General features: G+C 47.0%; 19 protein-coding genes. 9 read left to right on the forward strand and 10 right to left on the reverse strand.

Going from position 1 to position 21,637, the window contains the following annotated elements:
* Nucleotides 1–7 precede the first annotated feature (7 nt).
* Nucleotides 8–694, forward strand: coding sequence for a two-component system response regulator RppA (gene rppA, locus QUB14_RS15705; RefSeq protein ID WP_190659991.1), 687 nt, complete (start codon nucleotides 8–10; stop codon nucleotides 692–694).
* A 194-nt stretch (nucleotides 695–888) separates the two neighbouring features.
* Here the strand turns inward: rppA and QUB14_RS15710 are convergent, their stop codons facing one another.
* The 4 genes from QUB14_RS15710 to tmk all read right to left on the reverse strand — a co-directional run bounded on the left by QUB14_RS15710 (nucleotide 889) and on the right by tmk (nucleotide 4,692).
* The gene (locus tag QUB14_RS15710; RefSeq protein WP_333217844.1) at nucleotides 889–1,725 is read right to left on the reverse strand and encodes a metallophosphoesterase; all 837 of its coding nucleotides are present in this window, start codon (nucleotides 1,723–1,725) and stop codon (nucleotides 889–891) included.
* A gap of 572 nt (nucleotides 1,726–2,297) precedes the next feature.
* Nucleotides 2,298–2,771 carry a peptide-methionine (S)-S-oxide reductase MsrA gene (gene msrA, locus QUB14_RS15715; RefSeq protein WP_333217878.1) on the reverse strand — a complete coding sequence of 158 codons (474 nt, stop codon included), beginning with the start codon at nucleotides 2,769–2,771 and terminating at the stop codon, nucleotides 2,298–2,300.
* A gap of 39 nt (nucleotides 2,772–2,810) precedes the next feature.
* Nucleotides 2,811–3,773, reverse strand: a complete 963-nt coding sequence (locus QUB14_RS15720; RefSeq protein WP_333217845.1) for a DNA polymerase III subunit delta' — start codon at nucleotides 3,771–3,773, stop codon at nucleotides 2,811–2,813.
* A 250-nt stretch (nucleotides 3,774–4,023) separates the two neighbouring features.
* Nucleotides 4,024–4,692, reverse strand: a complete 669-nt coding sequence (gene tmk / locus QUB14_RS15725; protein WP_333217846.1) for a dTMP kinase — start codon at nucleotides 4,690–4,692, stop codon at nucleotides 4,024–4,026.
* A gap of 105 nt (nucleotides 4,693–4,797) precedes the next feature.
* On the opposite strand from tmk, the gene QUB14_RS15730 reads away from it, so the two are divergent.
* On the forward strand, nucleotides 4,798–5,145 hold the full coding sequence (locus QUB14_RS15730; protein WP_190659999.1) for a hypothetical protein: 348 nt from the start codon (nucleotides 4,798–4,800) through the stop codon (nucleotides 5,143–5,145).
* 337 nt (nucleotides 5,146–5,482) lie between these two features.
* Here the strand turns inward: QUB14_RS15730 and QUB14_RS15735 are convergent, their stop codons facing one another.
* On the reverse strand, nucleotides 5,483–8,158 hold the full coding sequence (locus QUB14_RS15735) for a heavy metal translocating P-type ATPase (RefSeq protein WP_333217847.1): 2,676 nt from the start codon (nucleotides 8,156–8,158) through the stop codon (nucleotides 5,483–5,485).
* Between the two features lie 301 nt (nucleotides 8,159–8,459).
* Here QUB14_RS15735 and QUB14_RS15740 point away from each other — a divergent pair, with 301 nt between their 5' ends.
* Nucleotides 8,460–8,666: a DDE transposase family protein gene (locus tag QUB14_RS15740; RefSeq protein WP_333217848.1), complete on the forward strand. Its 207-nt coding sequence runs from the start codon at nucleotides 8,460–8,462 to the stop codon at nucleotides 8,664–8,666.
* Nucleotides 8,667–8,984: 318 nt separating this feature from the next.
* Here QUB14_RS15740 and ctpC read toward each other — a convergent pair whose 3' ends face one another.
* On the reverse strand, nucleotides 8,985–10,340 hold the full coding sequence (gene ctpC / locus QUB14_RS15745; RefSeq protein WP_333217849.1) for a carboxyl-terminal processing protease CtpC: 1,356 nt from the start codon (nucleotides 10,338–10,340) through the stop codon (nucleotides 8,985–8,987).
* Between the two features lie 255 nt (nucleotides 10,341–10,595).
* Complete coding sequence (gene ispG, locus QUB14_RS15750) at nucleotides 10,596–11,816, reverse strand: (E)-4-hydroxy-3-methylbut-2-enyl-diphosphate synthase (RefSeq protein WP_333217850.1); 1,221 nt, start codon at nucleotides 11,814–11,816, stop codon at nucleotides 10,596–10,598.
* A 94-nt stretch (nucleotides 11,817–11,910) separates the two neighbouring features.
* Between ispG and QUB14_RS15755 the strand changes: the two genes are divergently transcribed.
* The 6 genes from QUB14_RS15755 (at nucleotide 11,911) to QUB14_RS15780 (ending at nucleotide 14,968) form a co-directional block, all read left to right on the forward strand.
* Nucleotides 11,911–12,036: a hypothetical protein gene (locus QUB14_RS15755; RefSeq protein WP_333297238.1), complete on the forward strand. Its 126-nt coding sequence runs from the start codon at nucleotides 11,911–11,913 to the stop codon at nucleotides 12,034–12,036.
* Nucleotides 12,037–12,110: 74 nt separating this feature from the next.
* On the forward strand, nucleotides 12,111–13,397 hold the full coding sequence (locus QUB14_RS15760; protein ID WP_333217852.1) for a serine/threonine-protein kinase: 1,287 nt from the start codon (nucleotides 12,111–12,113) through the stop codon (nucleotides 13,395–13,397).
* Nucleotides 13,398–13,543: 146 nt separating this feature from the next.
* Nucleotides 13,544–13,774, forward strand: a complete 231-nt coding sequence (locus tag QUB14_RS15765) for a hypothetical protein (RefSeq protein WP_333217853.1) — start codon at nucleotides 13,544–13,546, stop codon at nucleotides 13,772–13,774.
* 8 nt (nucleotides 13,775–13,782) lie between these two features.
* Nucleotides 13,783–14,007 carry a hypothetical protein gene (locus QUB14_RS15770; protein ID WP_333217854.1) on the forward strand — a complete coding sequence of 75 codons (225 nt, stop codon included), beginning with the start codon at nucleotides 13,783–13,785 and terminating at the stop codon, nucleotides 14,005–14,007.
* A gap of 12 nt (nucleotides 14,008–14,019) precedes the next feature.
* Nucleotides 14,020–14,262 carry a YgiT-type zinc finger protein gene (locus tag QUB14_RS15775; RefSeq protein WP_333217855.1) on the forward strand — a complete coding sequence of 81 codons (243 nt, stop codon included), beginning with the start codon at nucleotides 14,020–14,022 and terminating at the stop codon, nucleotides 14,260–14,262.
* Between the two features lie 202 nt (nucleotides 14,263–14,464).
* Nucleotides 14,465–14,968, forward strand: a complete 504-nt coding sequence (locus QUB14_RS15780; RefSeq protein WP_333217856.1) for a DUF2243 domain-containing protein — start codon at nucleotides 14,465–14,467, stop codon at nucleotides 14,966–14,968.
* Between the two features lie 71 nt (nucleotides 14,969–15,039).
* Here the strand turns inward: QUB14_RS15780 and QUB14_RS15785 are convergent, their stop codons facing one another.
* The 3 genes from QUB14_RS15785 to QUB14_RS15795 form a co-directional block, all read right to left on the reverse strand.
* Nucleotides 15,040–15,963: an Rpn family recombination-promoting nuclease/putative transposase gene (locus QUB14_RS15785; protein WP_190733890.1), complete on the reverse strand. Its 924-nt coding sequence runs from the start codon at nucleotides 15,961–15,963 to the stop codon at nucleotides 15,040–15,042.
* Between the two features lie 142 nt (nucleotides 15,964–16,105).
* Nucleotides 16,106–16,471, reverse strand: coding sequence for a hypothetical protein (locus QUB14_RS15790; RefSeq protein ID WP_333217857.1), 366 nt, complete (start codon nucleotides 16,469–16,471; stop codon nucleotides 16,106–16,108).
* 342 nt (nucleotides 16,472–16,813) lie between these two features.
* Nucleotides 16,814–21,637, reverse strand: a 4,824-nt coding sequence (locus QUB14_RS15795) for a translocation/assembly module TamB domain-containing protein (protein ID WP_333297241.1), incomplete at its 5' end; no start/stop codon positions are given.

Here is a 21,637-nt window from a genome sequence, read left to right on the forward strand (position 1 = left end):
AATCAGGATGCGGATTCTTTTAGTTGATGATGAAGTTGAGTTAACTGACCCTTTGAGTCGAGTCTTAACCCGCGAAGGTTATACAGTTGATGTGGCATTTGACGGAGCAAGTGGCAGCAATTTAGCAATGCAGGGCAATTACGATTTGCTAATTTTGGATTGGATGCTGCCGAGACAAACCGGACTGGCAATTTGCCAGAAGTTGCGATCGCAAGGACGGAGTACGCCAGTGCTATTTCTCACCGCCAAAGATACCGTAGACGATCGCGTACAAGGACTCGACGCCGGTGCAGACGACTATTTGGTCAAACCTTTTGAACTGCGAGAACTGCTAGCCAGAGTCCGTGCATTACTGCGGCGGCCTCCTACTATTGATGCCGAGGTTGCTGTCGGGCGGCTGCAAGTTGCAGATTTACAGCTAGACTACGACAATCAATTAGCTTATCGGAGCGATCGCACAATTGACTTATCTGAAAAAGAATGTCAGTTATTAGAATACTTAATGCGCCATACGGGTCAATTGCTAACACACGAACAAATCCACCAGTATTTGTGGAGTGAAGCAGAAAAACCCAGCAGCAATGTATTAGCCGCTCAAATCCGCCTGCTGCGCCGCAAAATAGAAGCCCCGGGCGAATCCGTGCTAATTCACACAGTCTACGGCAGAGGCTATCGCTTTGGAGAAGCAAATTAAAAATAATAGCAATTGTACAAAAATCCCTCTTCCCTTTTCCTGACATCCATTACATCCGTTACATCTTGTACAGTGCTCGTTGCCGAACTTCCCTCTTCCCTCTTCCTGACATCCGTTACATCCGTTACAGAATCGGTTGCCGAACTTCCCTCTTCCTGTCTATTATCGGGAAAGTATGCACCCTAAACCAGCCTTTACGTAGGTTGACAAACCAAAGTAATTACTGTCACCTCCGGGGGACAAAATAGCCTTCCCGGCGAATAAGTTCCCAAACCCCGATTCACGTACAGCAAATTACTCCCCACCTGATGCAAACCGCTAGCCCATTCCCAGTGAGTAACTACTCGATCGGAAGCCGACAGCAAAGGAATGAACTTTCGGATTCGTTTAGGAATCAAATAGCCAATTTTTCTGACCCAAGCGTACAAAGGGCCGATACCGGGAATAACGATTTGACCGCCGTGAGTGTGCCCAGACAACTGCAAATCAATCCGCCAATTTTGCAGCTTTTCAGCAGTATCGGGATTGTGAGACAAGACAATCCGAGGAATCGCGGGATTTATGGATGCCATTACAGGTTTAGGCGCAAAATCGCCCGACCAAAAATCTGCCAACCCAACTAAAGCCAATTCTGACCCCAAAGGATAGATTGCTTCGTTGTACAAAACCCGAATCCCGACGCTATTTAAAGCATTAGTAACCTCTGTTTTTGCCCTCGGCCAATAGTGGTCGTGATTGCCCAAAACCGCGTAAATTCCCACCCGACTTTGCAAATTTTTTAATCGCTGCACTAAGGTGTAAATAGGTGCGGGGTCGTAGGTAATAAAGTCACCAGTTAAAAAAATCAGGTCGGGTTCGGCTTCATTTGCTGCCGCAATCGCCTCTTCTAGCAACCATTCCGACAGCCGCACCCCGTCATAGTGAAAGTCAGTAAGCTGTACAATTTTAATACCGGATAGATTTGCTGGAAGATTAGTGATTGGTATTGTTAAATACTCTATTCGCAGTTTCCCAGTTAATAACCTGTGCATAAATCTAAAGTTTATTGATGACAGAGCGCCACCTTTAGCTTAGCAAATAAACAAGCAATACGGCAAAACTAGATATTCTTCCCTTTTCCTTCTGTCATCTGACTAATGACTACTAATTGCTGACTAATGACTAAAGTCCGGGATGCAAAAACCGGGATTACTCAAGAAAATTGAAACAGAAATTCTCAATCTTCATTTAGGCTTTATTTCAAAATTGTTGGGGTCTTACGCGCCCAGCTAGTACAGCATTTTTATAATATTATGACTTGCGTAACAAGCTGTTTAAAACGCGCTCGCTCTTCTTCAGAGTGGCATTCCCCGCCCCGCATCTATATTTCTTTTGGCAATTTTCAAAGCTGAGACTTGTGCCGCATCCCCATAGAATCCGGCTACCACCGAGGGATTGCCCCTACCAAACACTATCTCATGACTAATGATTTATTACTAAGTAGGTGAAATAAAGATGGCGTGGGGGAGGCAGAGTTTTGCATTAATAATAAACGGGTCGCTAGTATAGATAATTGCCTTACCGCCCCTACCATATTTTATTTTTTGTGGGGTCTGCCTACTTGTTAACTAATAACTTTTGACGAATGTCGCTTCTTCTCAATATATTGCTGGTGGTAATCCTCGGCCATATAAAATTCACCAGCAGGTTTGATTTCGGTAGCAATATCTTTGTCGTATTTACCGGAAATTTGCAATTTTTGTTTGGAGAGGCGAGCAGCTTTTTCTTGTTCGGAATTATGATAAAAAATTACAGACCTGTACTGTTCGCCTCTGTCGGGGCCTTGGCGATTGATTTGGGTTGGATCGTGACAGTTCCAGAATACATCTAGCAGTGCTTCGTAACTCACCTGCGATCGATCGTACTCTAGCAGCACAGATTCAGCGTGACCAGTCACTCTGGCGCAAACATCCAGGTAGCACGGGTTCGGCCAGTGACCTCCTGTATAGCCCGCAGCAGTTGAGACAACACCCGCAACGGCGCGAAACTTGTGTTCAACTCCCCAAAAACAACCGGCTGCAAATGTGGCTTTTTCCATTGTGTTACTCATCGTATTGGGATAAAACTTGGCACTAAATTATGCTTGACATATTCCCATCATTGTGCATTCCCAGACCAATCGCGGCTGTACGTAGTTTAACAAATATTGTCGCGCTTTTTCCAAGGGTTCTAAGGGCGATCGACTAATTCCCCCTGCCAAAAATTGTTGCCAGTAACAGTGCTGTAAATAATCGATTAACCACAACTGAGATTCAGTATCTAAAGTTTTATCAATTTCCTTTGCCAATTCCAAAGCAGACCGCAGATTTTGAGGCAACTGCTTCACCTTTTGCAGCAAATCATCGGGTATTGATTGCAGTTGCTGCCAAATAGCAATTGCCTCCCCAGGACTGCCCTGAGCCATCCCCAGTACCTCGGGATGATCCAAAATCTCTGCGAATCCGGCTTGCTGCAAAACTTGTGCCATTGCTTGGGGATTCAGCCTAGAAAACTGGATTTTTTGGCAACGCGAAATCAAAGTGGGCAGCAAAAGTTCCACTGTCGGAGCAATTAAGATTAGCGCAGCTTTTCCCGGTTCTTCCAATGTCTTCAACAAGCCGTTAGCGGCTCCCTCGCCCATTGTTTCTGCTTGTTCCAAAACTACGACAGAACGCCCAGCTTCTAGCGGCGGTCGGCTGAGAAAATCACCGATTTCTCGAACTTGTTCTAAGCGAATTTGTGGTGGTGCTTTCCGCTTTAAACCTGCTTCCTCTGCTTCCTTTGGCGACAGCCGTTTGCCTTGGCTCATGTAAGTTGGTTCTACCCAGAGTAAGTCTGGATGATTGCGCTGCCGCACGCGATTTTGTACAGAGGCTATGAGTCGGGTTTCGGGAAGATTGGCTGAGAATAAAAGCTCGATGAAAGACTGAGCAGCTAAACTTTTGCCGATGCCGTTAGATCCGACAAATAAATAACCAGGAGCAATTCGGTTGCGCTCGACTGCTTGGGTTAGCAATTCTACTGCTTGCTCTTGTCCGATTAATGATGTGAAATAATTCATGTTTGCGGAAGAAGGAAGTTCGGCAACGGATTATGTAACGGATGTAACGGATATCAGGATGAAGGATGAAGGAAGAAAATCTAGGGTTTTAGCAATTAAGTACATCCTAACCGTCGGCGCGGCTGCTATAATACTAAAAGGTTATTGTGGTTTAAGGGACTGCTAAATAATTGTTTTGAGTTAAGAATGTTAAATTGTAAGTTCTTGGAGCCGGACAGGGCATTGCCGTGTCTCTACACATTATCTAGGGCTATTTTTCAGAAGAGGTATTATTTAAATATCCCCAAGCTTCTAACCTGCTAGTTACAATAGTTTGAATTTCCTGAGCGACTTCATATTCAGGGCGATCGGCATTTATCCGGACAATTCGAGATTTATTTTCCTCGGCTAACTCCGCAAAACCTTGCTGTACAAGGCGGTGAAACTTCAAATCTGCTTGCTCGATCCGATCGCACCCTCCCCGGGCCCTTACCCTCGCCAAACCCGCCTCCACATTAATATCCAGCCACAAAGTCAGATCGCTTTCCAAGCCTCCGGTGGCAATGTCATTCAACTGCTTAATTAAATTTAAGTTAAGACCGCGGCCGTAGCCCTGATAAGCAATCGTAGAGTCAGTAAAGCGATCGCATAAAACAATCGTTCCCTTCGATAACTCGGGTTTGAGAAAAGTTTCGACGTGTTGAGCGCGATCGGCAGCGTACATGAGTAATTCTGCTCGATCGGATACAGATTCGCCCCCATCTTGTTTCAGCAGCAAATGTCGCAGTCCCCTTCCCAGCTCAGTACCCCCCGGTTCGCGAGTAGCCACCAAGCGGACTCTCAGAAAGCAACTTGCTTGCAGGAACTGTATCAAGCGCTGTATTTGCGTAGTTTTACCGGCACCTTCAACCCCCTCAAACACGATCAGTTTGCCTTTCATTGCCCTAACTTTCCACCTGAATAAAATAAATCCATATTGTTCTGTGCATCTGTTCTAGGTTCGGTATGATAATAAAGTCTAAATGCCTCACGGCTGGAGTTGTCTATGGCTCGCTATACTGGTTTTTTTATCGTTGCCGTTCCGATCGACCGTCTCCGTCAGTCCCTGATTGAAATTTTAGAGTCATGCAATCTTGATATTATCTACAATACAGGAGATTCGGTCATGGCTCGCGAGCTCCCAGGTCAAGTTTCGATTGCCAAACTTGTCACCGCAGAAGTCCTAATTGAGAAAAACACGGCCAGCGACTCAGAGGTTCGCATGAACTTCGTGATTAAAAACGAAGAACTGCCCCTGCAAACCAACAACCACTGCCGTCAAATGTTCGAGCTAGTGAGTCGTTCAATTATGAACAACAACAACTGGCGACTTTTGGAAAGTATGGCACTGTAGCCATCAGTCAGTCGATTTTACATTTTAGATTTTAGATTGACTCCACAGATGAATCTGGGGCCTCGAACTAATCTCGAAACTTCTTTGCTCTCCACTTTTAGTGTCAGGGGCTTATATCCGTCTTGAGATGAGGTCATTAGTCATTAGTTTCCAGCTAATGACCGGTGAGAGCAAATCCGGTAGCATCGAAATTAATATTACTCACAGCTTGTGACACGGCAGTGCCGTTTCCCTACAATTAATCCAGGTAGGGAAACGGCACTGCCGTGTCCTTTATATGGTCACCAGTGCAACCGGAAACGATATGACCTCCGACTTTGATCTACAAGCCCTCAATTTAAGCTCGAAATCCCCGGCGCAAAAACAAAGAATTTGTAACCACGCTAACAGAACTAAACGCCATAAATGCTCCGGCCGCCGCAGGACTGAGTAGAATTCCGGTTGCAGGCAGCAAGATACCCGCTGCCACGGGAATTCCCAGAGTATTGTAACCAAAAGCCCAAAATAAATTTTGGCGAATCTTGTTGAAAGTAGCGCGCCCCAGCTCGATCGACTCAACAACATCCATCAAAGCATTTCGCATCAGCACAATTTGAGCGGTCTCAACTGCGACATCAGTACCGCAGTGCAAACCGATACCGACATCAGCTTGAGCCAAAGCCGGGGCGTCATTGATGCCATCTCCCACCACAGCCACTTTACAGCCTTGGGCTTGCAAAGTCGCGATCGCCCGAGCCTTCCCATCCGGCCGCACTTCGGCCAAAACATCAGCCGGCGTCAAATCTAGCTGCTGCGCCGTCACCGCCGCCGCCGACGCCGTATCCCCCGTTAGCATCATCACCCGCAATCCCATGCCCCGCAAACGTTCCACCGTCGCCTTAGCATCCGGCCTCAGAGTATCTTTTAGCCCGATTACCCCCAGCAAAACGCCCCCAGAAGCCACGTAAACCGCCGTTTTGCCTTGCAAAGACCCCGACAATTCCGTCGCCACAGCGACCCCCTGCTTCTTCATCCACTCAGCATTCCCCGCGAACACCCGTCGGCCCTCCACCAAAGCAGAAACCCCGAAGCCCGGTTCCGTGCAGAAATCCTCAGCAGCTAGCAGCGGCAAACCTTGTTGTTGAGCTTCCAGCAAAATCGCTGCGGCGATGGGATGACAAGCGCCCCTTTCCACCGCCGCCGCAATTTGCAGCAGTTTTGAGTCAATTGTGGAACAGGCATCTTGCCTGTTGCCAGAAGCCCCATCAATTGTGGAACAGGCATCTTGTTTGTTGCCAGAAACCCCATCAATTGTGGAACAAACATCTTGTTTGTTGCCAGAAACCCCATCAATTGTGGAACAGGCATCTTGCCTGTTGCCAACATTAATATCTGAATTCAAATCCCACTCCGAATTCTGGAAAACCGGCAAATAATCTGTGAGTGTGAGATTTCCGGTTGTCAGAGTGCCAGTCTTGTCAAAAACCACCGTATCTAATTGATGCACCCGTTCTAAAACATCACCACCGCGAATTAAAAGTCCCCGCTCCGCCCCGATGCCAGAACCGACTAAAATTGCAGTTGGGGTAGCCAGTCCCAAAGCGCAAGGACAAGCAATAACTAAAACTGCGATCGCCAATTTCAAACTTAATAATAAAGGAGATTGGTAATGGGTAATTGGTAATGGGTAATCGGTAATTGGTAATTGGTTTACCATGCCCGATGCCCGATGCCCGATGCCCGATGCCCATTGCCCCATATTCATTGCCCCGTGTCCCATATCCATTGCCCCTTGTCCTAAAAGCACAGAAGGCCAAATATGAGTCCCGGCAAAATACCAAAATAGGAAAGTTAAAACCGATATCCCCATTACCCCATACACAAAATATCCGGCGACAGTATCAGCTAAATTTTGAATCGGCGCTTTGCGAGTTTGGGCTGCCTGCACCAATGCCACCATTTGAGCTACAGTTGTTTCCTTACCCGTGCGAGTTGCCCGCATCACAACTGCCCCGGATTTATTGATAGTTCCCGCCGCAACTGTATCTCCTGGTTGCTTCAAAACCGGCATTGATTCGCCAGTTAGCATCGACTCATCTATGGTTGTTTTGCCTTCGCAAATTTCGCCGTCTACCGGTATTTTTTCCCCGGGCAAAACTTGCAGCCATTCTCCGACTCGGACGCGATCGGCGGGAATTTCAATGTATTGTGGATCGTAGACCTCTGATGTGGAATTTAAAGGCAACTCTTGCGATCGCAAATCTAAACTCGGGAGTTTAAAATCAACTAAGCGGGCTTTCGCCGGCTGCAATGCGATTAAAGCTTGTAAAGCTGATGCAGCGCGCCGTCTGGCTTGCTGTTCGAGAGTTTTGCCCAACAAAATAAAACCCAGCAGCATCACCGGTTCGTCAAAAAAGCACTCCCATCCCATCCGTGGAAACAGCAGCGCCGCGTTGCTAGCCGTGTAAGCTGTGACAGCGCCTAAAGCTACCAAAGTATTCATGTTGGGTGCATTTCGCCACAAACTGCGGCACCCGTCAACGATAATCGGGCGGCCCGGTAGCAGCAAAGCTAGGGTGGCGAGTCCCCAGTGAAACCAAATATTGCTGAGAATTGGAGCTTTTGTGCCGAGTACGTGACCTAAACCGGATAAAATAATTAGGATCAGGGCGATCGTCAATTGCTTGATTTGCTGTCGAATTTCTTGCTGTCGCCGTTCAATTGTTGCCGCTTCTGCTTCCCGCTGATTTTCACCTAAACGAGACTGAGAGGGAAATCCATTATCAGTCAACTTTTTCGCTAAAGCCTCTGCATCGACAGTCCCCGGTTGACACTCAACCGTCGCCACTTCTACGGCTAAGTTAACGCAAGCTGAAATTACGCCTGAATATTGCATGAGTTGGCGTTCCACAGCTTTCGCGCAGCCGGCACATTTCATCCCGCCGACATCGAAAGTAACAAGTTCTGGCGGTGATTCTTTAACTGATATGATTTCTGGTTGAATTTCGGGGATTGTTTTGGGTAGAAATTGCATGGTTTTTTTTGGTATTGATTAGAATATTTCGCCACTTCTGAAATGGTTGAATGCACTGTTTAGACAAATGTCTATATTTTGATCATAGATAAATATTGTGGCATCTTCCAAAAGTGTTAGTTTTTTTTAATTCTTATTAGTTGCAGGCGGTTAAATCCGCAGCCCGGGAGGGGTTTGAACTACTGTAGGACTGCGACTTTAATGCTAAGACACACTTGAGACACGGCATTGCCGTTTCCCTATTTGATATAATGAGCCAATTGCCTAGTTAGTATCCAGCTTTTTTGTGACGAATTTAGCTATGACAGAAACACCAAAATTTTATATTGTCAAACGTCCTGTCGGTAATTGCGAAATTTTGCCGTTGGCGGAGCCCTCGCAGAGGATCGCGCAACTTGAAGAACAAAACCCCAGTATTATTGAAAAGTGGGGTCCTTACGATTCTGCCGAAGATGCCATTGCCCGCCGCATCGGATTAATTCGCGCCGGCAAATGCCAGCCGCAATGACGAATTACTATTACTTTCCTCCGCATCGCGAAAGCTAACGTGATATCAAATCTGTTAGCAGCGGAATTATTCATATCTCTCTTCTCGACCTCTGCGTGAATCAGGGTCAATCCATTGTCATCTGCGGTTAATACCTTCTCTTTTTTTTACCGCAGATGAGGGCAGATTAACACAGATTAACGCCGATGAATTATATAAATTTCGGTTGCACGGGACGCATTGCAAAAAATAGCGAAGCATTCGAGTTTTAAATCTTGGCTTTTAGCCGTAAATCTTCCCCCGAATGCTTTTTTTTAACTGGAACCTTACACAGGTTTTCTATTTAGATTTAGAAGGTGCTGCACTCGGTTTTGCTTGCGCTGCATTTGGTTTAGGTGGCGCTGCATTCGGTTTCGACTCCGCCTTATTGTTCCCTGTTTTACCAGTAACTTGCTGTGTCAAAACTTCCATAGCTTTCGCGTACTGCGGATCTGCCGTTGTAGCGATTTTATCGCGATCGCGCCTCAATTCCTGTTTTTGAGCCTCGGTGAGTTCTACCTTAAAATCCGGTTCAATCCCGGCCTTGTTGATATCAGTGCCCTTGGGAGTAAAATACTTGGCAATTGTCACCGCCAAACCGGCACCATTTCCCACGCCGCGTACTGACTGAACTAAACCTTTACCAAACGTCTTTGTTCCCACCAAAACCGCGCGCTTGTTGTCTTGCAAAGCACCGGATAGAATCTCGCTAGCACTTGCTGAACCGCCGTCTACCAGTACAACTAACGGTTTGTCTGTGAGCTCTGCCTTATTTGCAGTTTGTTTATCGGCCTCACCGACTCGATCGACCGTCGAGACGATCGTACCTTCTTTGAGCCACATCCGAGCAATTTCAATACTTCCGTACAGCAACCCGCCGGGATTGGAACGCAAGTCTAAAATATAGCCCGTTACCTTTTTCTGTTCCAAATCCTTAATTGCCGATCGCATTTCCGATGCAGCATTCGCACTGAACTGATTTAAGCGAATATAGCCGACTTCTCCGATCGGAGCTTTCTGCACCGACTTCCGCACGGGATGAATTTCTATTTTAGCGCGTTTCAGCTTAAATTCTAATTCCTTGCTTCCCCGCAAAATAGTCAGCGTCACCTCAGTATCCACCTGGCCGCGAATCAAACTTACCGCTTGATTCGTATCCATGCCTTCTGTGCTCTTGCCGTCAATCTTAGTAATGATATCTTTTGCCAGAATACCAGCAGTAAAAGCCGGGGTATCTTCGATCGGCGAAATCACCACCAACTTTTTGGTTTCCTCATCTTGAGTCAACTGAATCCCAACTCCTGTCAGTTCCCCAGAAGTGTCAACCTGCATATTTCTGAACTCTTGAGGATCCATAAACCGCGTATAAGGATCGTCCAGCTTCTTCAGCATTTCCCGAATTGCTTTGTAAGCTTCCTCGTCGCTGGTATAAGTCCGGTTCAAATATTCATTCCGCACCGCTTTCCAGTCAACCTGGTTAAAAGTGCCATCCACATAACTTTTGTCAATAATTTGCCAAACTTCATCAACCAACTCTTTAGGGCTTCCCCGAAAAGAAGCCAGAGATTTAGAACTGCAACCAGTGTTCGCAAGAGTTACAGCAGTGAGTACCACCGCTGCTGCGCTTAGAACAAGCCCTCGTTTTGTTATAACCATTTGTCTGACGCGCGGGAGGAAAAGAGTTCAGAATAATTACGCTCAATCTAACACAGGCAAGGCCGGCTCGCGTTTGGCGTACATATATTATTCCACTTTGCCGACTTCTATTCAGGGCGGGCTAGGAGCAACGGCCCACAAGAAACTTGATGTTTTGTGGAACAGGCATCTTGCCTGTTCCTGACGGGCTAGGAGCAACGGCCCACAAGAAACTTGATGTTTTGTGGAACAGGCATCTTGCCTGTTCTTCGGGGGCTAAGGATCAACCCAGCGATCGTCCGATTTAATCAAGTCAATCAATTCTGCCACGCCTCGGTCTTCGGGCACTTTCTTAATTTCTTCCCGGCCCCGGTACAGCGAAATATAACCCGGTTGCTTCCCGACGTAGCCGTAATCAGCATCAGCCATTTCTCCCGGGCCATTGACAATACAGCCCATTACTGCTATATCCAAACCCGTGAGATGCTTTGTCGCCTCTCTCACTTGATGTAATACTTCCTCTAAATTAAACAAAGTGCGACCGCAGGAAGGACAAGCGACATACTCAACCATCGTTTTCCGCAGTCCCAAGGCTTGCAGAATGCTGTAGCAGACGGGAATCTCCTTTTCTGGGGCCTCTGTCAGCGAGACGCGGATGGTGTCACCGATACCGTCAGTCAGCAGCGGTGCGAGGCCTGCGGTGGATTTGATGCGGCCGTATTCGCCGTCTCCTGCTTCCGTGACGCCCAAATGCAGCGGGTAATCCATGCCGAGTTCGTCCATCCGGTGCACCATCAAGCGGTAAGCAGCAACCATCACCGGCGCGCGGGAGGCTTTCAGGGAAATTACGATATTTCGGAAGTCGAGGGATTCGCAAATTTTGATGAATTCCAGGGCGGATTCTACCATGCCTTCGGGGGTGTCGCCGTAGGTAAACAGCATCCGTTCGGCGAGGGAACCGTGATTGACGCCGATTCGCAAAGCTTTGCCTTGGTCGCGCAGGGAAATCACCAGAGGTTCCAGAGTTTCCCGGATTTTTTCGCCAATTTCGGCGAATTCGCTGTCGGTGTATTCGCTTCTGTCGGCTTTCGGCTTCTCGAACACGTAAAGTCCGGGATTGATTCTCACTTTGTCTACGTGTTTGGCCACTTCGAGGGCAATTTTCATACCGTTGTGGTGGACATCGGCCACGAGGGGCACGGGTTGGTAGGTGGCGTGCAATTTTTGCTTGATTTCGGCTAAAGCTTTGGCGTGGGCCATGCTGGGCACGGTGACGCGGACGATTTCGCAGCCTATCTCGTGCAAGCGCCGAATTCCTGCGACTGAACCGTCGATGTCGAGGGTGTCTTCGTTAATCATCGACTGTACGACGACGGGGTTGCCGCCGCCGATGGTGACGCTACCGACTTGGACTGGCCGGGTTTTGCGGCGTTTGATGGTGGTGTCGAAGGTTGGTTCGGTGGTGGGGGTTTTAGTGGGGTTCGGCAGAGTTTGCATAACTGGTTGCTAGTGTTCTGTAATTAGAGTTTATAAAATTGTGTCTGCTGTTTTTTAGGTTTGCACAGAAAGGGTCAGTTTGGGCAAAGAGGTTTTGGGATTTAGAATTCTTAATGAGATTGCTGCGAATTTGTCGATCGAATTATGTCGGAAAAGGGCGATCGAACTAAAAGCCAACCGTCACCGGGAAGGCGAACTGAAGTTGGGCTGGTGGAACTAAACCGAACTTAGAAAATACAGTTAAAATACAGGCTAGGCCGAGATAAAAATTAATATTGGTTGGCGGTGAGGAGAATGGTTTGGACACCGGGGCAGCGATTAAATGGCGATCGGTATATCATTGAAGGCAAGTTAGGTGAGGGCGGCTTTGGGGTCACGTACCTAGCGCAGAAGGCGCAAAACAGGCAGCGGGTTGTCATCAAAACGCTGAAAGATGAATTATTGAGCGATCTAAATTTTGCCCGGTATCGGGACAAATTTCGCGATGAGGCGCTACTGCTATCTTTGTGCAGGCATCCCAATATTGTGCAAATAGACAACTACTTCACTCACGGTAATTTGCCTTGCATTGCGATGGAATATGTGGCAGGAGAAGATTTGTGGAAATGGGTGGAAAGGCGCGGTCTTCTGTCGGAAACTGAAGCTTTAAACTACATCCGCCAAGTGGCAGAAGCCGTAATAGTTGTTCACGAAAAAGGTTTGCTCCATCGGGATATCAAGCCACAAAATATTATGGTGCGTGACAATCAAGATGCAGTTTTGATTGATTTTGGTTTGGCGCGGGGTTTTATTCCAGATCGCACTCAACAAATGACTGTGGGATTAACACATGGTTTTGCGCCTCCCGAACAGTACGGGGAAATGGGCAGATTTGCTGAGTACACAGATGTTTATGCTCTGGCGGCAACGCTATACTATCTGCTAACGATAACACCACCAACTGCTGCATTTTTGAGGGCTTTAAATCATCCTTTAAAGCCGCCGTTTCAGATTAATCCTAATATTAGCGATGCGGTGCATCGGGCAATTATGAAAGGGATGGAAATGGATGAGACAAAGCGGCCTCAGTCAGTGCAAAAATGGTTGGATATGCTTCCCCAACCTATTAATTTGATTTCCGCAAAAGGAGTCGATTATGGTAAACTCGATCGGCTGTTGGCTAGCGAACAATGGCAAGAGGCGGATCACGAAACGAAGAATAAGATGCTGGAAGCAGCAGGCAGAACAGAATCGGAGAGGTGGTTCAGAATTGAAGATATCTATCGATTCCCCTGTGAAGACTTACGAATTATTGACCAACTTTGGGTAAAATACAGTAACGGACTTTTCGGCTTTTCGGTGCAGAAACGCATCTATGAAAGTCTGGAAGGAAGCGGAGAATACGATCAGAAAATTTGGGAAGCTTTTGGCGATCGGGTAGGTTGGCGCGTGAATAACACATGGTTGTACTACCAGCATCTAAAATTTCCCACCCAAGCACCAGAGGGTTACCTGCCAGGGGTTTTGGGGTTTGGGGACTATATGGTGTTGTGGGGTAGTCGTCGTTCTCTCGCGTCGAGACTTGTAGAGTGTAACATCTAAGGGTTACAGAGTTTCGTGAAGATTATAATAACCAAAGCTTGAACCACGAAACCGCGCCTGTTATACGTTTCCGATACCTGCCACTCACCGGACTGGGCTAAAAGGCTACCAGTGATACTAATTTTTAACATAATGTTTAATGTCGAATGAACTTTCAAATTATCGGAAACATTACTAATATTGAAACAATAGCAGTAGGTAAATCTATTCGGGAAGTGGAACGTTTGCAGAAAAATTATGGTAATGGACGTTGGAGAAAACTCAAAGGAATTGCAACAATTATCCTTACTGATGGTACAGCCTGCGAAGCTGAACTACATTGGTACGAAGCACACGGCCTTGGGAAAAAAGAAATCAAAATCAAATATATTTTATAGGAGGAGTCATGAATCCCCATAACTTAGAAACACAATTTGTAGTTTGCATTAACAATCAAGATTATCAAGCATCCTTGGAAGTGCGAAAAATTTATCGAATAATACCGGATAGTCGCGCTGCGGAACATCAATTTATGCGAGTTATTGATGAATCAGGTGAAGATTATTTGTATCCAGTCGCATATTTCGTACCCATCGCATTGCCGAAAGCCGTAGAAGCAGTATTTGCATAGGATAAATTCCGAATGAACTCTGTAGAAAAATGCCCTTATTGCGGCGGTGAAATAGTTATCAAAGAAGTCGATAAACTTTTACGGGGCGGCAAGCATACTGCTATCTTAAAAGTATCCACTGAAGTTTGCCTAAGCTGTGGAAAACGGTTGTATTCTGTGGAAACAGTTAGGAAATTTGCCAAAATTAGACAGCAGCTACAGCGGGAAGAGACTCAAGAATTTCAAGCGATGGGGCAATCTTTTCGCGTTGGATAAGTTAGAGGCGGATAATTTGTTTAAAAAGGGCGATCGCACTTTCCCAATCATCCATCAAAAATCAAGGCGCGATCGCACTTCACTCCAGAAATCTATCTCGCGGATGATGCGATGCCCCGCCCTCGCCAGCAAAATTAAAAAATCTACTTAGAAATCTCTTCACAGGCTTAGGCTCAGCAGTTAAAGTATCTGAGGTTTTCTATTGAACGATCGTACACACTCACCCGCCACCGCTGTTAACAACCGCCGACCTCTAATTATCGCAGGAATTCTCCTCGGTATCGGTCAATCCGGCTTTTTTGACGGCATTGTGCTGCACCAACTCCTCCAGTGGCACCATATGTTTAGCAGCGTTAAAACCGATGCTACTGTTGCCGGTTTAGAATTAAATACCCTCGGAGATGGATTGTTTCACGCTGCGGATTGGTTGGTAACAATGGCGGGAATCTTCTGTTTGTGGGGTGCTGTGAAGCGCAAAGATGTTCCTTTGTCAACTCCCACTTTTTTCGGTTCCATATTAATTGGTGCTGGATTGTTTGACTTTGTTGAAGGCATTGTTGACCATCAAATTTTGGGAATCCACCACGTCAAACCCGGTATCAACGAGTTAGCTTGGGATTTAGGATTTCTCGCTCTTGGAGTTAGTTTAGCGCTGTTAGGTTGGATGCTGGTACAGAGGGAAGTTCCCGCAGATACTAAAGTTTAAATGAATGCAGAGATTGGGAATTTTACTAAATCCGCGTTAAAAATCCCCGACTCTCTTTTTAACTCATCAGTTCATCCCGCCGACTCCAACCACGCGATCAAATCCTCTTTACTCCTAAAATCCAACAAAGCTTCTCCCAAATCATCTAACTGTTCCGCAGATAACCCCTGGATGCGAGTTTGAACTTCCTGTGTAACCTCACCCACCCGCCGCACTATCTGACGCATAATTAATCCTATTTCCCCCTCAATTTTACCCCTTTCGATTCCCTGTTGTAGACCAATTTCTATCCCTTTCATCACAGACCCAATTTGGTCTTGAATAAACATTTCTCGTTTGTCTACATCATTCAATTCGTCTAGCGTCAAATTTGCTCTGTTGGCAATTTCCAGCGCGGTATTAATCTCTTCAACAGACCCCAATGTATCTGGTACTGCTTCCAAAGAGGGCGCGTTTTTCATAAAGTAGATCCATTTTTCCGGCAGATTTTCGAGTTCATTCAATTCTTTTTTAAATTTCGGTAACTCGACAAACACTAATTTTAACTCGCAGTTGGGATAGACGAATTTCTCTTCTGTTTCTGTGAATTCAAAGTTAGAGATTAGTTTTTCGGTGTTTTCAAATAAGATAAAGTCGGTGATGGTTAAAGCAATGACTGGATTTAACTTTAAATAACCTTCTCCGGCTTTGAGTTGAGTAGAATAGGTTTTGGCTGCATTGTACACTACCCGTTTTTCAAAGGCGGCGACGTTGAGTACCTGCATTTCCACAATCACGGTTTTGTTACCGGTAATCTTGGCTTTGACATCCAGGTAAGTGTCTTTCAATCCTGTAACGCTTCCTGCTGAATAAGGGTCAATTATTTCTAATTCTTGGATGGTTGGTTCTCCGTTATACAGCATTGCATTTAGGAAGCTGATGAGAATTTCTGGATGTTCGGAAGAAGCGAATATTTTTTTGAATGCAAAATCTGTTTTGGGACTGATGAAGCGCATATATTTTATAGGATTTTTTTTATGAACCGCAGAGGGCGCTGAGGACACAGAGGAGGAGAAAAGAGAGGAAGATGGATATTGACAAATATGGGCAGGGTTGGGTTTTGTTGTCTCCACCCAACCTATTATCTGAATGCTTTTATCAGCCTGTGGCTTCAGTAGTAGTTGCAGGTGACATAACTAGCTTTCCAGCTATGTCCATCGTCGCAAGCTTCAGCACTTCATTAAAAGCTAAACCCCGAATTTTGAGTTCCCACCGAATGCCTTTTGCTTTCAGTCGCTTGGCTTTCCGCATATCGACATCAGCAGCTTTTTGATGCAAGAGCAAATATTTCATTGCTGCTGTAGCTTCTACTTTTGTGGGAAATGCAATATAGGTGATAAATCCGCCGTCCCAATGATTGGCGTTGCGGACACTGCTGATAGTCGCAACTCTCGGACTAAAGCGGTTCCAGTACAAGTCGCCGTAGCCGAGCGACTGTGTATTAACTTGGAGTTTGTTTGCCATCTGACTTAACTCCTATAACCTTGTGTGCGGGGTTGGCAGCACCAATTTGCTGCTGTTATTATTATAGCAAATTAATTGGTAAAGGGGAATGGGAATTGCGATTATGATGTTCGGTTATACCCATTTAAAAAAGTCTTGCTACAGTCCTTAATTTTATGCCAATTTTTAAAAGTCGCCGCGCCTAGTGCCGGACACGAAAATGCCGTTTCCCTACATAATTGGTATTATATCGATCGCTATATACGGTGGCATGGCAGAATATGCTATTGGTTCACTCCGCTGTCGCTGCCTTCGCGGTAATTAATGACTGCTGACTGCTGACAGTTGGCTGTTGGCTGATGCCTAAAACCTCAATTCATATTCAGCAGTGACGCGATTGTCTCCTTGAAAATTACTGGAACTTCTGAGTAAGATTTTATCGCTCAATCGATAGCGCACAGTAAATTCTGTCGGTTGATTGGCTGACAAAACTCGAATAATTGATGCTGAAATATTGCGCGTGATGTCAAACCCAACTTCTAAACCTAAACCGAGAGAACCCGCACCAGAACTGGAACTAGCTGTTTGTACTTCGTTGCCTCTAATCCGAGTGGGAAATAAGCGAAATTCGCTCAATCCTGTGGCGTTAGTAATCGCAGATTGAAGGTTGTTCAATAAACCCGCACCAGCTAAATTTGCGATCGCCAGCGTACTGTCTCCCTGTCCCAAAGTCTGCACGAAACTGCCGCCCAACAGCGCTACAATCTCTGTTTCCGATCGACTCGGAGAGCTCCTCAACTCCAGACTTTCCGCCAACTGAGAAGCCCTTCCCTGCACTAACGCTTGAATTCGGACACTTCGCACATTGCCGAAACTTGTCGGTTCGTCTGCGATTTCAGAGGCTACAGATGTGCCCGGAGTGCGGAACCGCGTTACTTCCTGCACCGAAGTTGCTAATCTCACATCCAGCGTCGGATCGAGTCCTTGTCCTGGTACAAAGGTAGCAGTCTGCGCGTATCCTCGATCGAGTCTAAACTCTGTCGTAAACAAATTCACCGATCCGGAAGTCAACCGAATCGTACCCACAGGGCGAAGGTCATCTAAAGTTCCATTCACCGTCAAGCCCCCAGTGGCCTGAAAACTCAATATCGGCGCACTCGTTACCCGAATTCCCCGGCCCAAATTCAGCCGCAAATCGTTCAGTCCAACTTCAAAGGGAGGGGAAGTCGGAGTCGCACGAGAAGGAGAAACCTCAGTCGTCGGGGAAGCAGAAACCTCAGTCGCAGGGGAAGGGGAAGATGTCGAAGGAGAATCAGAAGCAGAAGAGGAAGAAGCTAACTCAGTTGTGCCGCCGCCGGGACTCCGGAGAAATACTTCGCCGTTGTACAGTTCAATATTACCGCTCAACTGCGGGCGCCTAGCCGTGCCTCTTGCCAGCACTTGACCGACTACGCCGCCGCGGTACAATCCTCTGAGGTTTAGTGCTAACTTGTCGAGATTCACAGCCAAAGGATTAGCCGCATCGACATCGCCCTCAGCAAAAGGCACAGACAGCGGAATCACGCCAGCGGCGACAACTTCTCCCTGACTCAACTGTCCCCGAATTCCCTCTACCCGAATACGATCGCCCTCAAAGCGCACCGTCCCAGTCAGCCCTGTCAGCGGTTCTGGGAAGGCGTTCGCACGGACGGTTGCATTTTCAAAATTCGCAATTCCTTGCGCTACAGGATCTTGCAGCGTTCCTCCCACGCGAATTTGCACCTGTCCCTGGCCGCTGACCCACGCAACTTGCGGAGTCAATACATTAATAATTGCCAAACCTTCATTTTGCAAATTTGCCCTCAAATCGATTTGATCGCTGTCGGCCTTCACCGCTGCAAATGGCAACTCAAAAGGCAAACTTCCCTGCACCTCAATCGGTTCAGTTTGAGTTACCAAAGCGCTGCCGCCAAAATTCAGGCGGGCGTTGCTGTAACTGAAACTGCCGTCGGCTTGTTTAATCGGTTCTCCGTTTAGCGTGCCCTCAACCAAACTCAATTCCCCGGTGGCTTGCGGGTTTTCCAAACTGCCGGCCAAATTCGCCCGCAAATTCAAATTTCCTGTGACATCCACAAAAGGCAATTCCACCACTTTTGCTAACTCTTCCACTGGCACATTTTCTACGCGCAACTGCCCGGATTGAGCTTTTTGCCCGAGTTGTCCCGAAAAGGCGATCGCACTTTTTCCCGATCGAATTTCCAAAGGCAAAACAGTTAAAATCCCGTCCTGAAAACTGCCTTCAATGCTGAACTTTTCAGCGACATATTCTCCCCACTGCCAGTTATCGCCTTTGAGGTTAAATTGAGCTTGCACACCTGTTTGCAAAGAACCGGCGACAGCAATTTCCGCGCCAAAAGTGCCTTGCAATTGGGATAAGGGAGGCAATTTTTCTGATGATTCCACGGCCTGCTGCTGCTGTTGCAAAATTGTTTCAATTTCTGCCAAGCGGCGCAACTGTTCAATTAGCGGGGCTTCTGGTTCTCCTACTGCTACAGTTTGCACGTCGGCGGCGCTAGCGTAAACCGGAGGTTTTAAGCCTCTAGCCAAGTCGCCTAAATTGAAATATTGCAAAGCGGCTAAAACCTGCTGCAAATTGCCTTGCTGGACGTTAACTTTCCCGGCAAATTGCGGGTTGGCGCCTGTTTGAACATTGCCGGAAATTAAGTATTGACCGCTGCCTTGGCGGAATATGCCATTTGTGAGAGTGGCGCTGCCGTTAGCGTAGCTAAATTCGGCTTGGAAACTGTCACCTTTAATGTAGCCGATCGCCGGTTGGGCGATCGCAATTTGTCCGCTTGCTTGCAAAGTCGCCGGATTTAACGGCATCTTCCAACCCGGCACATTTACTTGTCCCGAAACCGTACCAGTTATCGGCCCCAAACCAGCCTCTTTACCGGGTGATAGATTCAAAGCAGCGAGGGGAAAATCGCTTAAATTAACTCGCAAAGTTTCTCCCTCAGTTTGGCCGCTAGCCACAGATTCCCCGCGTTGAACTAAGAAAGATGTCGGCAGAAAAGATGGATTTAAAGCTACTTGGATTTTGTCTTGGCGGCCGGCCAAACGCAAATCTACACTTTTCCCAGCATCCGCATTCACACTCCCCGCCAGTACCGGGTCAAAAGCGATTTGATTTACTGCTAAATCCCGCACTTCCACGTCGCCAACTAAGCTGAGTTCGGCGAGGGTTCCGGTGAGGCTGCCGGTAAAATCTACATTGCCGCGCAGGGGTGGGTTTTGCTGTGAGGAATTTTTGTCCGCAATTGCAGACAAAAATCCTAACTTTTCTGCTGCTGGTAAGGCTTCCAGGTTAAAGTTGGCGAGTTTGACATCCAAATCTAAGTTGGAAATTGAGGGCCCTCCTTTACCTTCGAGTTCGACGTTAACAAAGCCGTTTGCTGTCAAACCGGGAGTTGTGGCGTTCTCAATTTCCACCCGTTTGCCGTCCCAATTAAATACTGCCTCAAAAGGTTGGTTCAAAAACGGCAATTCCGAGATGCGGAAACTGCCGCCGGCGCGAACATTTTGTAGGGGTGGTGCCCCCGTGCCCGCCACAATCGGGCCGGATAAATTGATATTGCCGTTAAACAGTCCTCCAAGCTGGGGGAGATTTTGGGCACCAGATACTACACCTTGGGCTTGCAAGCTTTGTCGCTGCGAGTCAAAGGCTTGCTGGAAGCGACTTAGAGCAATTTGCTCGCCCTCGATTGACGCCCGCCAATTCCCCGATTCGGCGCGGCCTTTAGCATTGACAATTCCTCCGCCGTTGGCGAGTCGAATTTGTCCGTCGCCGTTGGCGGTGATGCCGTTGGCGGTTAGATTGTCTACTGTTCCCAAAATGCGGACTTGGCCGTCGAGGGTTCCGTCGATTTCTGACGGTAAATCCGCTGTCAGCAAACCTGTTTGTTTGAGGGTTTGTTCTAAATTACTGACGGCAATTCCGTTCGTTTCCAGCAATGCTTGCAAGTTGCCGTTTTCTAATTTGGCCGTAGTATCGATCGCCCCGAGTCGATCGACCACAATCACTCCTTCTCCGCTACCATTAATTCCCTTCGCTGTCAAGTTATCCAAACTGCCCGCTGCTTGGAATTCGCCGTTAACTCTGCCGTCAAATCCTTTAGGCAAAGTCGCCGCTAGGGTAAAGAGTTGGGTATTGCGGATTGTTTGTTCTAAGCGACTGAGAATAACTTGATCGGCATCGGCGAAAGCTTGCCAGCGTCTGCCTTCTAATTTACTTCTAAAAGCAAGAGTACCGTCCCCTATATTGAGATTGCCGCTGCTGCTGACGCCTATGTCGGGGGCGGTTGAATTATCAAGACTGCCGCTGGCTTGAATTTGATTGGATATTTGTCCGTCAAGCGATTGGAGATTTTGGATTTTGGATTTTAGATTGTTGATATTGGCGACTGTTTGGGGATTGTCAGCAGCGAAAGCTAAGCCAACATCTAACAGGGGCAATCCTAAATCTCCTAAGCGCCTGATGGAAGTGCGATCTGTTTCTGCCGTTCCCTGCCAGTTTCCCGCTACCAATTCTCCTTTTAAATTAACACTGCTGCCAGCAAGATTGAGTCTGCCGCTGCCGCTGGCATTGATGCTGCTAGCGGTCAAATTGTCAAGACTTCCCGATGCTGTAAATTGACTCGATAGCAGTCCGTCAAGCGATTGGAGATTTTGGATTTTGGATTTTAGATTGTTGATATTGGCGACTGTTTGGGGATTGTCAGCAGCGAAAGCTAAGCCAACATCTAACAGGGGCAATCCTAAATCTCCTAAGCGCCTGATGGAAGTGCGATCTGTTTCTGCTGTTGCTTGCCAGTTTCCCGCTACCAATTCTCCTTGTAAATTGACATTGCTGTCGGCAAGATTGAGTCTGCCGTTGCCGCTGGCATTGATGCTGCTAGCAGTCAAATTGTCAAGACTTCCCGATGCTGTAAATTGACTCGATAGCAGTCCGTCAATCGATTTGAGATTTTGGATTTTGGATTTGAGATTGTTGAGATTGGCTGATTGCTGATTTTCGGGATTGAATGCTGAAGCCACATCTAAAATCGGCAGTGTCAAATCTACCAAGCGGCTGATGGAAGTGCGATCTGTTTCTGCTGTTGCTTGCCAGTTTCCCGCTACCAATTCTCCTTGTAAATTGACATTGCT

It is taken from the genome of Microcoleus sp. B3-D2 (assembly GCF_036705345.1).
Classification (GTDB): Bacteria; Cyanobacteriota; Cyanobacteriia; order Cyanobacteriales; family Microcoleaceae; genus Microcoleus.